This is a genomic window from Aeromicrobium sp. Leaf245, assembly GCF_942548115.1.
Lineage (GTDB): Bacteria > Actinomycetota > Actinomycetes > Propionibacteriales > Nocardioidaceae > Aeromicrobium.
The window spans coordinates 1,155,465-1,169,527 of sequence record NZ_OW824151.1; the positions used below are offsets into that span (position 1 = coordinate 1,155,465).

General features: G+C 71.0%; 11 protein-coding genes. 9 read left to right on the forward strand and 2 right to left on the reverse strand.

Annotated elements, in window-relative coordinates; genetic code table 11:
- Nucleotides 1-131: 131 nt before the first annotated feature.
- Nucleotides 132-1,211 carry an acyltransferase family protein gene (locus NBW76_RS05740; RefSeq protein ID WP_082480227.1) on the reverse strand — a complete coding sequence of 360 codons (1,080 nt, stop codon included), beginning with the start codon at nucleotides 1,209-1,211 and terminating at the stop codon, nucleotides 132-134.
- A gap of 38 nt (nucleotides 1,212-1,249) precedes the next feature.
- Between NBW76_RS05740 and NBW76_RS05745 the strand changes: the two genes are divergently transcribed.
- The gene (locus NBW76_RS05745) at nucleotides 1,250-1,744 is read left to right on the forward strand and encodes an NUDIX domain-containing protein (RefSeq protein ID WP_056555857.1); all 495 of its coding nucleotides are present in this window, start codon (nucleotides 1,250-1,252) and stop codon (nucleotides 1,742-1,744) included.
- A 29-nt stretch (nucleotides 1,745-1,773) separates the two neighbouring features.
- Here the strand turns inward: NBW76_RS05745 and NBW76_RS05750 are convergent, their stop codons facing one another.
- Nucleotides 1,774-2,901 (reverse strand): hypothetical protein, encoded by a 1,128-nt coding sequence (locus NBW76_RS05750; RefSeq protein ID WP_056555854.1) that lies wholly within the window; start codon nucleotides 2,899-2,901, stop codon nucleotides 1,774-1,776.
- Between the two features lie 172 nt (nucleotides 2,902-3,073).
- On the opposite strand from NBW76_RS05750, the gene NBW76_RS05755 reads away from it, so the two are divergent.
- From NBW76_RS05755 to rpsJ, 8 genes are all read left to right on the forward strand, one after another.
- Nucleotides 3,074-3,829, forward strand: a complete 756-nt coding sequence (locus NBW76_RS05755) for a GntR family transcriptional regulator (protein ID WP_056555851.1) — start codon at nucleotides 3,074-3,076, stop codon at nucleotides 3,827-3,829.
- Complete coding sequence (locus NBW76_RS05760; RefSeq protein WP_056555847.1) at nucleotides 3,826-5,145, forward strand: hydroxyacid-oxoacid transhydrogenase; 1,320 nt, start codon at nucleotides 3,826-3,828, stop codon at nucleotides 5,143-5,145. The genes NBW76_RS05755 and NBW76_RS05760 overlap by 4 nt, the downstream gene beginning before the upstream one ends.
- Nucleotides 5,139-8,066: an FAD-binding and (Fe-S)-binding domain-containing protein gene (locus tag NBW76_RS05765; RefSeq protein WP_235493039.1), complete on the forward strand. Its 2,928-nt coding sequence runs from the start codon at nucleotides 5,139-5,141 to the stop codon at nucleotides 8,064-8,066. The genes NBW76_RS05760 and NBW76_RS05765 overlap by 7 nt, the downstream gene beginning before the upstream one ends.
- Nucleotides 8,067-8,633: 567 nt before the next feature.
- Nucleotides 8,634-9,008, forward strand: coding sequence for a 30S ribosomal protein S12 (gene rpsL, locus NBW76_RS05770; RefSeq protein ID WP_055964255.1), 375 nt, complete (start codon nucleotides 8,634-8,636; stop codon nucleotides 9,006-9,008).
- Nucleotides 9,008-9,478, forward strand: a complete 471-nt coding sequence (gene rpsG, locus NBW76_RS05775) for a 30S ribosomal protein S7 (RefSeq protein WP_055964258.1) — start codon at nucleotides 9,008-9,010, stop codon at nucleotides 9,476-9,478. The genes rpsL and rpsG overlap by 1 nt, the downstream gene beginning before the upstream one ends.
- Nucleotides 9,479-9,549: 71 nt before the next feature.
- Nucleotides 9,550-11,661, forward strand: coding sequence for an elongation factor G (fusA, locus tag NBW76_RS05780; protein ID WP_055964261.1), 2,112 nt, complete (start codon nucleotides 9,550-9,552; stop codon nucleotides 11,659-11,661).
- A 107-nt stretch (nucleotides 11,662-11,768) separates the two neighbouring features.
- The gene (gene tuf / locus NBW76_RS05785; RefSeq protein ID WP_055964264.1) at nucleotides 11,769-12,962 is read left to right on the forward strand and encodes an elongation factor Tu; all 1,194 of its coding nucleotides are present in this window, start codon (nucleotides 11,769-11,771) and stop codon (nucleotides 12,960-12,962) included.
- A gap of 778 nt (nucleotides 12,963-13,740) precedes the next feature.
- Nucleotides 13,741-14,049 (forward strand): 30S ribosomal protein S10, encoded by a 309-nt coding sequence (gene rpsJ, locus NBW76_RS05790; RefSeq protein ID WP_055964267.1) that lies wholly within the window; start codon nucleotides 13,741-13,743, stop codon nucleotides 14,047-14,049.
- The last annotated feature ends 14 nt before the right edge of the window (nucleotides 14,050-14,063 follow it).

Sequence of the window (14,063 nt, forward strand, 5' to 3'; positions counted from 1 at the left end):
ACCTTCGTCGAGCTCTCGGGCTGTCGTCGGGCCTCGGGGGACGCAGCATCCTGCGTCACCCCGACGCCCGGACCGGATCCGCGCAGGCAGCGCCCACGCAGGTCGAGACCTACCGCCGGCAGCGCGCCGACTCAGCCCGCCGTGGCCGCCTTCTTCTCGGCCGGCTTCGCGTCCGCCTCGGGACGGAACAACCAGGTCAGGCGCGGCTCGAAGACCGGTCGGAAGACGGTGGAGACGAGCTTGGTCATCAGCAGGTTGGCCACCACGACGGCCACCACCATCGTGAGGGCCGCGGCGGGGGCGCCGTACCGGTCGATCCGGTCGAAGACCTCGAACTGGTACCGCAGGACCAGGATGATGTAGCCGTGCAGGAGGTAGCAGTAGAAGGTGCGGCTGCCCATGAACGTCGTCCACGAGCGTCGACGCGGCACGAGCGAGAGGGCCGCGAACGTGAGCACGAGGCCCACCACCAACAGCTCGGCGCGCTGCGTGATCCCCTCGAGCGGGGTGGCGCCCAACGGGTCCTCGTCGTAGCGCTGCTTCCAGAGCAGCCAGTCGAGCGTCCAGTCGGCCGAGTACAGGTAGCAGACCACGAAGCTGCCGGCGAGCAGCAGCGCCGACGCGATGCGGATGCGGGTGTCGGCCAGCCGCTCGAAGCGCTCGCGACTCATGTGCAGCCCGATCACGTAGAAGGGCAGGAACCCCAGGATCTTCGGCAGCGCGAGCACGTTCGGCACCTCGATGAGCCCGACGAGGAGCGAGATGGCGATCGACGTCGTGATGGGGTACTTCAGCGCCCGCCAGATCGGGGTGGTCAGCCGCCACACGAACAGCGCCGCCATGAACCAGGCCAGCCACTGGGGCGAGAGGAACATGTAGGGGTCCGGCTCGTCGGTGTAGTGGCGCGTGATCATCTGCATCGAGATCTCGACGATCAGGTACGGGACGACGAGGGTGCTGACGATCCGCCGCACCTGGCGGGCGTCGCCCATGTACCGGCGCGCGGTGTACCCGGAGATCAGGATGAAGAACGGCATGTGGAACGCGTAGATCCACACGTACACGCCGCGGGCCGAGTCCATGGCCACGAACTGCGTCAGGGAGTGCCCGATCACGACGAGCAGCATCACCCAGTACCGTGCGTTGTCGAGGTAGGCGACACGCTCCTTGGGGGCAGCGGTCGTCACGGGCAACGGGTCGAGAGCGCTCATCGTGGAAGAACTCTAGTGGAGCGGGCAAGGGGGAGCCGATGACGAGCAGCCAGGACGCGCGTCGCACCCAGCGACTGGGTGCCTATGCGGTCGTGGTCGTCGACGACGAGCGCGGCGTGCCGCACCTGCTGCTGACCCGGGTCTCGCCGTCCGGCTACCCCGCGGGGTGGTGGGCGCTGCCCGGCGGCGGCGTCGAGCACGGGGAGTCGCCGCACGACGCCGTGCTGCGCGAGCTGCACGAGGAGACGGGTCTCGCCGCGACCACCAGCCGCCTGGTCGACGTCCACGACGTGCACACCGTGGCGCCGGGGCGCGACGACCGGTTCGAGGACTACCACGGCGTCCACCTGCTGTACGCCGTCACCGTCGAGGGGGCAGGGCCCGGCCGACCGCTGCCCGCGCCTCGGGTCGTCGAGGTCGACGGCACCGCCGACGTCGCGGCCTGGCTCCCGCTCGACCACGTCGACGACGGAGAACGCCGGCTGCTGCCCGCCGTCCAGCACGCGCTCGAGCACCTCGAGCAGTACCGGTAGCGGGCGGTGTCGGTAGCGAGCCGGGGCGATCAGGGCTTGGCGGGCGCGGGCGTGTAGAAGAGCATCGCGTAGCTCCCGCGGGCCGACAGCACGAAGGTCGCGCGGGCGCGGCTCCCGTCCTCGCCGCGCGCCGAGTACGTCGTGCTGATCTCGTTGAGGTCCTCCACCACGTCCTTGGTGGGGGTCCCGACGCTGGCCGCGAAGTCCTCGGCGATCGCGTCGGCCTCGCGCACCCGGTCGGCCACGACGGCCGCGAAGCGCGGTCGGTCGCCGCTCAGCAGGAGGGTCCCCGTGGACGGGACGGTCCAGCGTCCATCGAGCAGGGGTTCGCTGCCCTCGGCCTCGACGTCCATGCTCGGCCAGATGAGCCCGGACCGGTCCTCGCCCTCGACGTCGCGGGGGACCTCGGCCGAGGAGGCGCGGGGCTCCAGCTGGCCACTGCGGGGATCGCCCAGGTACTCGGCGCGCACGGTCATGACGGGGCGGCGGTCGCTGGCCGGGTACGCGGTGCGGGTGGCCACGTCGCCGGGGTCGGCGGTGATGGTGATGCGGATGTCGCGGTCGTCGGCGGTGGCGCCGCGCGCGGAGACCGTGCAGCCGGTGATCCGCTTGCCCTCGGCCCTGCAGTACTGCGAGAGGTCGTCCTCGACGAGGTTGGCATCGGGGATGACGGCGTTGACCTGGGCGATCAGCCGCCGCAGCACGAGCGTCGGGTCCCCGTCGACGCGCAGCAGCGAGATCGTGACGTCGGGGCGAGGTGCGTCGTCGATGAGGGCGAAGGTGTCGTCGCTGGGGCGCGTCGCGGGCGTCTCGCTCTCGCTCGGCGTGGGCTCCGGTGCCTCGGAGGCGTCCTCGTCGCCGGCGGCCTCGGCCGCCTCCCTCTGGGCCTCGGCCGCGTCGAGCTGCGGCTGGTAGGCCTGGATGAGTGCGGGGCTGCGGTAGCGCACGAGCGGGCCGAGCTGCGCGGCGCCGGAGGGCACCTCCAGCCCGTAGGAGATCGGGCTCTGCGGGCCGGACTCGTGCTCGGTGACGTCGACGGCGGCAGAGGCCTGGGCGCTCGGGTCGGCACTCGGGTCGACGTCGGACTGGGACCGGGTCTCGCACGCGCCGAGGGTGAGCACGCCGACGAGGGCGAGCAGGGTCGCGGTCCGTCTCATGGGTCTCCTCGGGGCTGGGTCGAGCCCGGTGCGGGGGCGTGCCTCGACCGGTCCGGAGCGCGAACCGGTCCGTTCCATCCTGCCGCAGGCGCACAACGGTGCGCCTCCCAGGTCGACGCGGGCGCGGTAGGTTGGCGCGTCAGGTCCGGACACGGGGCGAGGAGGCGACGCGATGACCGCCCGCACGACGACCGCCGAGCGGGTGTTCGCCCGCCTGCGGGAGGAGATCCTGACCGGTCGGATGGCTCCGGGGTCCCAGCACTCGATCTACCGGCTCGCCGACGAGCTCGAGGTCTCCCGCACCCCCGTGCGCGAGGCCGTGCTCCGCCTGGCCGACGCCGGGCTCGTCACGGTCGAGCGCAACCGGGGGCTCCGGGTCCGGGGCGTCACGGTGCAGGACGTGCTGGAGGTCTTCGACCTGCGCCTGCTGCTGGAGGTCCCCGCCGCCGCGTTCGCCGCACGGCACGCCGACGCCGACCAGTGCGCCGCTCTGGAGGGTCACCTGGCGGCGATGGCGCAGGCGGCCAGGGACGGGGACGAGCAGGCGTTCGACGGCCACGACCGGGCCCTGCACGCCGCCCTGCACGCGGTGAGCGGCAACAGCAGGCTGGGGGAGGAGGTGCTGGCGCTGCGCGCCTCCATCCAGGCGCGAGGCGCGGTGACCCTGCACCGGTCGCGTGGTGCGCAGGAGATCCTCGAGGAGCACACGCCCATCGTCGAGGCGGTCGTCGCCGGTGACGTCCGGAGCGCGGCGGTGCTCATGCGCGACCACCTCGTGCACACCGCCGAGCTGCTCGCGCGCCAGCTGGACCCGGAGGTCGACGTCGCGGCCTGGAGGACGCGGACCGCCTCGTTCGTCGTCAGTAGCATGCTACTGTCGGACGACATCTCCCGATCATCGGATCCCGGCCGGCAGGAGCGGACATGAGCCACGGTGCGAGCGGGTTCGCCCCCGACCATCCCGAGACCGTCTTCACCTACGGTGCTCCCGGCCTCAAGCTGGGCGTCGGCGCCCGCCACGAGCTCGGCCACGACCTCGCCGTGCTGGGCGCGCGCCGGGTCCTGCTGGTGACCGACCCCGGCGTGGCCGCCACCGGGGCGCCCGCCGAGATCGCCGAGCGCGTCGGTCGCGACGGGATCGACGTCGTGACCTTCGACCGGAGTCGGGTGGAGCCCACCGACGCGAGCCTGCTCGAGGCCATTTCCTTCGCCCGCGAGAACGGTCCGTTCGACGCCGTGCTCGCGGTCGGTGGCGGCAGCAGCATCGACACCGCCAAGGCCGTCGACCTGATGCTCACCAACGACGGCGAGCTCATGGACTACGTGAACGCGCCCGTCGGCGGCGGTCGCGCCCCGGCCAACCCGCTGCTTCCCCTCGTGGCCGTGCCGACCACGACCGGGACGGGCAGCGAGAGCACGACCATCTGCGTCCTCGACGTGGTGAGCCAGCACGTCAAGACCGGCATCTCCCACCCCCGGCTGCGGCCGACCCTGGCCGTCGTGGACCCCGAGCTGACCCTGACCCAGCCGGCGAACGTGACCGCCGCGTCCGGGCTCGACATCCTGTGCCACGCGCTGGAGAGCTACACGGCTCGGCCCTACGCGTCCTACGAGGCCAAGACCGCCGACCAGCGGGTGCCCTACTGCGGCTCGAACCCGATCTCCGACGTCTGGTCCGAGCGCGCTCTCGCCCTCATGGCCACGTCCTTCCGTCGCGCCGTGACCCACGGCGGCGACCTCGAGGCACGCACGCAGGTCGCCACGGCCGCCACCTTCGCCGGGCTCGGGTTCGGCAACGCGGGCGTGCACATCCCGCACGCGAACGCCTACCCGATCGCCGGACAGGTCCGCGAGTTCCGTCCCGACCACTACCCGGCGGACGACGGCGCCTCAGGCCACGCCGGCCTCGTGCCGCACGGCATGGCGGTGTCCCTCACCGCACCCGCCGCGTTCCGGTTCACCTTCGACGCCGCCCCCGACCGCCACGTGCGCGCCGCCCGCCTGCTCGACCCCGACGCCGTCATGACCGACGACCCGGCCGACCTGCTGCCGCAGGTGCTCACGGCGGTCATGCGCGACGTCGGCATCCCCGCCGGCCTCGCCGCCGTCGGGTTCGGCGCCGCCGACCTCGACCCGCTCGTCGAGGGCGCCATGAAGCAGCAGCGCCTCCTCGCCACGGCCCCGCGCGAGGTCACCGAGGACGACGTCGCGGGGATCCTCGACGCCTCGCTCGAGCTGTGGTGAGCCTCGAGGCGCCGCCGACGGCCGGGAGCGCCTCCGCGTCCGACGTGGTGGCCGAGCTGCGCCGCCGCGGCGTCGCCGACGTCGACGACTCGACCACCACGCGTGCGCTCTACAGCACCGACGCCTCGCTCTACCGCGTCGTGCCGCAGGTGGTCGTGCGGCCGCGCGAGGTCGACGAGGTGCTCGCCGTCCTCGACGCGTCGCGCGCCACCGGGGTGCCCGTCACGTCCCGCGGCGCCGGCACCTCCATCGCCGGCAACGCCGTCGGCACCGGGATCGTGGTCGACTTCGCCAAGCACCTCAACCGGGTGCACGAGGTCGACGCCGAGCGGCGGGTCGCACGGGTCGACCCGGGTGTGGTGCACGCGGCGCTGCAGAAGGTCGCGGCGCCGCAGGGCCTGCGCTTCGGGCCCGACCCGTCCACGCACACCCGCTGCACGATCGGCGGCATGATCGGCAACAACGCGTGCGGCAACCGTGCCCTCGGGTACGGCCGCAGCTCCGACAACGTGGCCGCGCTGGACCTCGCCGCGGGGACGGGGGAGCGCCTGGTGGTGGGCCGTGACGTCACCGCGACGTCGCCCACCCTGGACCGGCTGCGCGACGTCGTCGCGACCGATCTCGCGACCGTGCGCACCGAGCTCGGCCGCTTCGGCCGCCAGGTCTCCGGCTACAGCCTCGAGCACCTGCTGCCCGAGCGGGGCTTCGACGTCGCGTCCTTCATGGCCGGGTCCGAAGGCACGCTCGGCGTGCTGCTCGGTGCCACCGTCGACCTGGTGGCCACGCCGCGCCACGTGCACCTCGTCGTGCTGGGGTACGGGTCGATGGCCGAGGCCGGGGACGACGTGCCCACCATGCTTCCGCACGGTCCGATCGCCTGCGAGGGCCTCGGCGCCCGGATCATCGAGGTCTACCGGGCCGCCAAGGGTGCCGCGGGCGTGCCCGAGTATCCCCGCGGCGGCGGCTTCCTCTACGTGGAGCTGGCCGGCGACGACCCCGCCGAGCTCGCGGCCCAGGCCGACCGCGTCGTGGCCGACTCGGCCGCGCTGGCGCACCGCCACGTGACGTCGGTGGCCGAGCAGGCGGCGTTCTGGCGGATCCGCGAGGAGGGCGCCGGTCTCGCGTCACGCATCTGGGACCGCCCCGCGCTCTCCGGCTGGGAGGACGCCGCCGTGCCGCCCGCGAGCGTCGGCGCCTACCTGCGCGACTTCGACGCCCTGCTCCAGCAGCACGACCTGCACGGCGAGCCGTACGGCCACCTCGGCGACGGCTGCGTGCACGTGCGGATCGACTTCCCGATCTCCGAGCCCGGTGGTCCGGCCGGGTACCGGGCCTTCATCGAGGACGCCGCCCGCCTGACCGCGTCGCACGGTGGCTCCTTCTCGGGCGAGCACGGCGACGGCCGGGCCCGCTCGGAGCTGCTGCCGCTCATGTACTCCGCCCCGGCTCTCGCGCTCTTCCGCGGCGTCAAGCACGTGCTCGACCCCGACGACCTGCTCAACCCCGGCGTCCTCGTCGACCCCGATCCTGTGCCGTCCGCCGCCCCCCATGGCCGCGGAGTCCCGGCACCCCTGCCGGGCGTGCGCGCCCTGGATGCCGATCTACGCGCGCAGGGCAAGGGGTGGGCCGCGGGCCTCCAGGGCACCCGTCGCGGCCTGCGCCTGCTGCACGACGACGGCGACCTGGGTGCCGCCGTGCACCGCTGCACCGGCGTCGGCAAGTGCCTGGCCGACAACCGGACGTCGAACGGCGTCATGTGCCCCTCGTTCCAGGCCACCCGCGACGAGAAGGACTCCACCCGTGGCCGCGCCCGTGTGCTGCAGGAGATGGTCGACGGACGTCTCGTCACCGGCGGCTACCGCGCTCCCGAGGTGCACGAGGCGCTCGACCTCTGCCTCTCCTGCAAGGGCTGCCTGAACGACTGCCCCACCGGCATCGACATGGCCACCTACAAGTCCGAGGTGCTGCACCAGACCTACCGGGGGCGGGTCCGTCCCCGCAGCCACTACGTGCTCGGCAAGCTGCCGTTCTGGGCGCGGCTCACCTCTCCGGTGGCTCGCCTGGCGAACCTCGCGCTGCGCGTGCCCGGACTCGCCCACGTGGCTCGCTGGGTGGCGGGCGTCGACCAGCGTCGCAGCCTGCCTGCCTTCGCCACGCAGCGCTTCAGCCGGGCGGCGCGACCGCTGCTCACCGCTCGGGCCGAGGCCTCCCGCGACGAGCGACCGCGCGTGGCGATCTGGGCCGACTCCTTCACCGAGTACTTCTCCACGTCGGGCGGCCTCGCCGCCGTCCGGCTCCTGGAGTCCGCCGGCTACCGGGTCGAGGTCGTGCAGAAGCAGTCCTGCTGCGGGCTCACGTGGATCACGACCGGCCAGCTCGACACCGCCCGCGAGCTCGTCGAGCGCACCGTGGCCGTGCTGCACGAGTACGTCGCCGCCGGCGTGCCGGTGGTCGGCCTCGAGCCCTCGTGCCTCGCCGTCCTGCGGTCCGACGCCGTGGAGCTGACCGACGACCCGCGGGCCGTCGAGGTCGCGGCCGGCGTCCACACCGTGGCCGAGCTGCTGGCGCGGACCGACGGCTGGGAGCCGCCGGACCTCAGGGGCACCGAGGTCGTCGTCCAGCCGCACTGCCACCAGTCGTCGGTGCTCGGCTTCGAGGCCGACATGGACCTGCTCGGCCGGACCGGGGCCACGGTCACGAGGCTGTCGGGCTGCTGCGGCCTGGCCGGCAACTTCGGGGTCGAGCGTGGCCACTACGAGGTGTCGGTGGCGGTCGCGGAGCAGCAGCTGATGCCCGCCGTCCGCGCGATGGGGGAGGGCGCGGTCGTCCTGGCCGACGGCTTCTCCTGCCGCACCCAGCTCGACGACCTGGCCGACGTGCCGGCGATCCACCTGACCGAGCTGCTCGCGCCGGGGGAGTAGGTCTCGTCCCGAGGCTGCGCCGCCCGGCTTCGTCCCGTCCTGCGGCTGCGCCGCCGCGCCTCGCCGCGGACCTGCGCCGCGGAGGCCTCGACGAGGGACCTGGGTGCGCGCCGATCCGGGTGCGCCCGCTCCGTGCCCCGCGCGGTAGGTGGCCCGCGCTTCAGCCGCCCCGGGAGGTAGGCCGCCCGCGGATACGGGCCCGCCATCCGCGGGCGGCCTACCTCCACCCCTCGCGTGGCGCGGCCCACCTACCTCTCACTGCCCGGTGGTGGCCCCGCCGGCCCGGTCGGCTCCCCGTTCGAGGCCTTTCGGAGCCTGACCCGGCTCGGCGCCGAGGCAGCGCAGCCGCAGGACGAGTCCGAGCCGACGCAGCCGCAGGACGAGACCCGTCCGGAGCAGCCCGGCCGCGGGAACTCCGCGATTTGCTCGGGCGTTGTGCGGGAAGGTACTGTTGAGTGCTGTGCCTGGATCTGCCAGGCCGCTGCGCGCATCCCGCCACCCAGCACCAGTTCGGCGGCGAGTGCAGCACGACTCAGAGTCCTTCTCGCCTGAAGAAAGAAGTCCGTAGTGCCCACGATCAACCAGCTGGTCCGCAAGGGCCGCCAGACCAAGGTGACCAAGACCACCACGCCGGCACTCAAGGGCTCGCCCCAGCGCCGCGGTGTCTGCACCCGCGTCTACACCACGACCCCGAAGAAGCCGAACTCGGCGCTTCGCAAGGTCGCTCGTGTGCGTCTGTCTTCCGGTACCGAGGTCACCGCGTACATCCCCGGTGAGGGCCACAACCTCCAGGAGCACTCCATCGTGCTCGTGCGTGGCGGTCGTGTGAAGGACCTCCCGGGTGTGCGCTACAAGATCGTTCGCGGCTCCCTCGACACCCAGGGTGTCAAGGGTCGCAAGCAGGCTCGCAGCCGCTACGGCGCGAAGAAGGAGAAGAGCTAATGCCTCGCAAGGGTCCCGCGCCGAAGCGCATCCCCGAGACCGACCCGGTCTACAACAACCAGCTCGTCACGATGCTGATCAACAAGATCCTCGTCGACGGCAAGAAGCAGACCGCCCAGCGCATCGTCTACACCGCGCTCGAGGGCACCCGCGACAAGTCCGGCACCGACCCGGTCGTCACCCTCAAGCGCGCGCTCGACAACGTCAAGCCCGCCCTCGAGGTCAAGTCCCGTCGTGTCGGCGGTGCGACCTACCAGGTCCCGATCGAGGTCCGCCCCGCCCGCCAGACCACCCTCGCCCTGCGCTGGCTGGTCAAGTACTCGAGCGAGCGTCGCGAGAAGACGATGGCCGAGCGCCTCATGAACGAGCTCCTCGACGCCAGCAACGGCCTCGGCGGCAGCGTCAAGAAGCGCGAGGACACGCACAAGATGGCAGAGGCCAACCGCGCCTTCGCCCACTACCGCTGGTAGCCGGTTCGCCGGAGCACCCCGGTGCTCCGGCGACAGAACATCCAAGACTTCCGAAGGAAAGCTGAAGCCACGTGGCAACCGACATCACCACCGACCTGACCCGGGTCCGCAACATCGGCATCATGGCGCACATCGACGCCGGCAAGACCACCACCACCGAGCGGATCCTGTTCTACACCGGCATCACCTACAAGATCGGTGAGGTCCACGACGGCGGCGCCACCATGGACTGGATGGAGCAGGAGCAGGAGCGCGGCATCACCATCACGTCCGCCGCGACGACCTGCTGGTGGAAGGACCACCAGATCAACATCATCGACACCCCCGGTCACGTCGACTTCACGGTCGAGGTCGAGCGCTCGCTGCGCGTCCTCGACGGTGCCGTCGCCGTGTTCGACGGTGTCGCCGGTGTCGAGCCGCAGTCCGAGACCGTGTGGCGCCAGGCCGACAAGTACGGCGTGCCGCGCATGTGCTTCGTCAACAAGCTCGACCGCACGGGCGCCTCGTTCGACTTCTGCGTCAAGACCATCCGCGAGCGCCTCGGCGCCACGCCGCTGGTCCTGCAGCTGCCGATCGGTGCCGAGAGCGACTTCCTCGGCGTCGTCGACCTCGTCGGCATGCGTGCCCTCACGTGGCGCGGCGAGACGACGATCGGTGAGGACTACACGGTCGAGGAGATCCCGGCCGAGCTCGCCGACGCCGCCGCCGAGGGTCGCGAGGCCCTCCTGGAGACGCTCTCCGACGTCGACGACGCGATCGCCGAGAAGTTCCTCGACGGCGAGGACATCCCCGTCGACGAGCTGAAGGCCGCGATCCGTCGCGCCACCCTGGCCGCCGAGCTCAACCCGGTGCTGTGCGGCACGGCGTTCAAGAACAAGGGCGTGCAGCCCCTGCTCGACGCCGTCGTCGACTTCCTGCCGTCCCCGATCGACGTGGGCGACGTCAAGGGCCACGACGCCAAGGACGAGACCGTCGAGGACACCCGCCCGCCGTCGGAGGACGCGCCGTTCGCCGGCCTGGCCTTCAAGATCGCCACGGACCCGCACCTGGGCAAGCTCACCTTCGTCCGCGTGTACTCCGGTCGCCTGGAGTCGGGCACCTCGGTGCTCAACGTGACCAAGGGCCGCAAGGAGCGGATCGGCAAGGTCTACCAGATGCACGCCAACAAGCGTGAGGAGATCGCGTCGGTCGGCGCCGGCCAGATCGTGGCCGTCATGGGCCTCAAGGACACGACCACGGGCGAGACGCTGGCCGACTCGGCCAAGCCGATCGTGCTCGAGTCGATGACCTTCCCCGACCCGGTCATCCAGGTCGCCATCGAGCCCAAGACCAAGAGCGACCAGGAGAAGCTCGGCGTCGCCATCCAGAAGCTCGCCGAGGAGGACCCGACGTTCCAGGTCCACACCGACGAGGAGACCGGACAGACGATCATCGCCGGCATGGGCGAGCTCCACCTCGACATCCTCGTGGACCGCATGAAGCGCGAGTTCAAGGTCGAGGCCAACGTCGGCAAGCCGCAGGTCGCGTACCGCGAGACCATCAAGAAGACGGTCACCGGTCACAGCTACACCCACAAGAAGCAGACCGGTGGTTCCGGACAGTTCGCCAAGGTCGTCATCGGCGTGGCCCCCAACGGCCCCGACGCGGGCGGCGAGGGCGGCTACGAGTTCCACAACGAGGTCACCGGTGGTCGCGTGCCGAAGGAGTACATCCCCTCGGTCGACGCCGGCGGTCAGGCAGCCATGGAGTTCGGCGTGCTCGCCGGCTACCCCATGGTCGACGTCAAGTTCACCCTGGAGGACGGCGCGTACCACGACGTCGACTCCAGCGAGCTGGCGTTCAAGCTGGCCGGCAACATGGCCTTCAAGGAGGCCGCACGCAAGGCCGACCCGGCTCTGCTCGAGCCGATGTTCGCCGTCGAGGTCACGACGCCCGAGGACTACATGGGCGACGTGATCGGCGACCTCAACTCCCGCCGTGGACAGGTCCAGGCGATGGAGGAGGGCTACGGCGGTGCCAAGATGATCAAGGCACTGGTACCGCTGTCCGAGATGTTCGGCTACGTGGGCGACCTGAGGTCCAAGACCTCGGGGCGTGCCTCGTACTCGATGCAGTTCGACTCCTACGCCGAGGTCCCCAAGGCCGTGGCGGAGGAGATCATCAAGAAGGCCCGCGGCGAGTAACGCTCGGCGTCATCGGTAAGGTGGCCTAGGTCTCCCCGCGGGACCCGACGGCTTTCAGATCCGGCAACATTCCAGACACTGCAACTCACAACCCAGAAGGAGCCCCAGTGGCTAAGGCGAAGTTCGAGCGGACCAAGCCGCACATGAACATCGGCACCATCGGTCACATCGACCACGGTAAGACGACGCTGACCGCGGCGATCACCAAGGTGCTGCACGACAAGTACCCCGATCTGAACGAGGCCTCGGCCTTCGACCAGATCGACAAGGCTCCCGAGGAGCGTCAGCGCGGCATCACGATCTCGATCGCGCACGTGGAGTACCAGACGGAGAACCGTCACTACGCGCACGTCGACTGCCCCGGTCACGCCGACTACGTCAAGAACATGATCACCGGCGCGGCTCAGATGGACGGCGCGATCCTCGTGGTCGCCGCCACCGACGGCCCGATGCCGCAGACCCGTGAGCACGTCCTCCTGGCCCGCCAGGTCGGCGTCCCCGCCATGGTCGTCGCCCTGAACAAGTGCGACATGGTCGACGACGAGGAGATCCTGGAGCTCGTCGAGCTCGAGGTCCGCGAGCTGCTCAGCGACCAGGAGTTCGACGGCGACAACGTCCCCGTCGTCAAGGTCGCTGCTCACCCGGCGCTGCAGGGCGACGCCAAGTGGGGCGAGTCGATCCTCGAGCTCATGAACGCGGTCGACGAGTACATCCCGCTGCCCCCGCGTGAGACGGACAAGCCGTTCCTCATGCCGGTCGAGGACGTCTTCACGATCACCGGTCGTGGCACGGTCATCACCGGTCGCATCGAGCGCGGCATCGTCAAGGTCAACGAGACCGTCGACATCGTCGGCATCCGTGAGACCAAGCAGACGACGACCGTCACGGGCATCGAGATGTTCCGCAAGCTGCTCGACGAGGGCCAGGCCGGCGAGAACGTCGGACTGCTCCTGCGTGGCACGAAGCGTGAGGACGTCGAGCGCGGCATGGTCATCATCGCGCCCGGTTCCACCACGCCGCACACGGAGTTCGAGGGCCAGGTCTACATCCTGTCCAAGGAGGAGGGTGGCCGTCACACGCCGTTCTTCAACAACTACCGTCCGCAGTTCTACTTCCGCACGACGGACGTCACCGGCGTCGTCACGCTGCCCGAGGGCACCGAGATGGTCATGCCCGGCGACAACACCGAGATGAGCGTCGAGCTGATCCAGCCGATCGCCATGGAGGAGGGCCTGCGCTTCGCCATCCGCGAGGGCGGCCGCACCGTCGGCGCCGGTCGTGTCACCAAGATCAACAAGTGATCTGACGACACACCAGCACTGCTGAGACGAAGCCCCTCGGACCCTCGGGTCCGGGGGGCTTCGTCGTGTCCGGGCTCGTGGGCGGGTTTCCTGCGGGGGTCGGCCGGGTGGCACCGGGTTCGGGCGGGCTCCCGGGCAGTCGGCGAGTGCGTGGGGGTAGGTGACGCGCCCGACCGTCTGGTCTGCGGTAGGCATCGCACCTCTCAGCGCGGCAGACAGGTGCGTCACCTACCTCTGACGGAGTGGTTCGGTGCGCTACCTACCTCCTGGCCCCGCCGGAGCTCGCGAGCCCGGTCCGGAGGCGCACCGAGGTCCTCGGTCGAGGCCCTTTCGGAGCCCACCGCGAGGAGGAGCCGGCCCGACGCAGCAGCAGGCTCAGCGGGTGCTGACGCCGCGCAACCGCGGGGCGACGGAGCCCCCACGCGTGCCCCCCGAGAACGGGGGAGGGGGCGATTTGTGTTTGCGGGGGAGTCTCTGTCAGACTAGTGCGGTTGCTCCGGCCGTATTGCTGGGGCGTGCTTGCCCGGAACTCACGCCGGGACCGACGGGTGCGCCGCACGGTGAACGGCCTGGCTGCTGGAAACGTAGGAGACGCGGACTCGTCAGAGGCCGCGGCCCGGGACCGGCGGTCCAACCACCCAACTCCAGAAGGTTCGCGCACGCTCGTGGTCAACTCCGCGACACGCCCGACCTCGGGGGCGGAGGGGGAGCGATCCCCTCCAGGGAGAACCAGCCCCAGGGGCACACACAGCTGACGAAGAGTAAGGACGACCAGAGCATGGCGGGACAGAAGATCCGTATCCGGCTCAAGGCCTACGACCACGAGGTGATCGACACCTCGGCGCGCAAGATCGTCGACACGGTCACGCGCACCGGAGCCTCCGTGGCCGGCCCCGTGCCCCTGCCGACCGAGAAGAACGTGTACTGCGTCATCCGGTCGCCGCACAAGTACAAGGACAGCCGCGAGCACTTCGAGATGCGTACGCACAAGCGGCTCATCGACATCATCGACCCGACGCCGAAGACCGTCGACTCGCTCATGCGACTCGACCTGCCGGCCGGTGTCGACATCGAGATCAAGCTCTGAGGGAGGACCTGAAC

Excerpts from the sequence above, each read along its gene's own strand:
- rpsJ (WP_055964267.1), top strand. The coding sequence starts at position 13,741 with ATGGCGGGACAGAAGATCCGTATCCGGCTCAAGGCCTACGACCACGAG.
- NBW76_RS05755 (WP_056555851.1), top strand. The coding sequence starts at position 3,074 with ATGACCGCCCGCACGACGACCGCCGAGCGGGTGTTCGCCCGCCTGCGG.
- rpsG (WP_055964258.1), top strand. The coding sequence starts at position 9,008 with ATGCCTCGCAAGGGTCCCGCGCCGAAGCGCATCCCCGAGACCGACCCG.
- NBW76_RS05745 (WP_056555857.1), top strand. The coding sequence starts at position 1,250 with ATGACGAGCAGCCAGGACGCGCGTCGCACCCAGCGACTGGGTGCCTAT.
- NBW76_RS05750 (WP_056555854.1), bottom strand. The coding sequence starts at position 2,901 with ATGAGACGGACCGCGACCCTGCTCGCCCTCGTCGGCGTGCTCACCCTC.
- NBW76_RS05760 (WP_056555847.1), top strand. The coding sequence starts at position 3,826 with ATGAGCCACGGTGCGAGCGGGTTCGCCCCCGACCATCCCGAGACCGTC.
- NBW76_RS05740 (WP_082480227.1), bottom strand. The coding sequence starts at position 1,211 with ATGAGCGCTCTCGACCCGTTGCCCGTGACGACCGCTGCCCCCAAGGAG.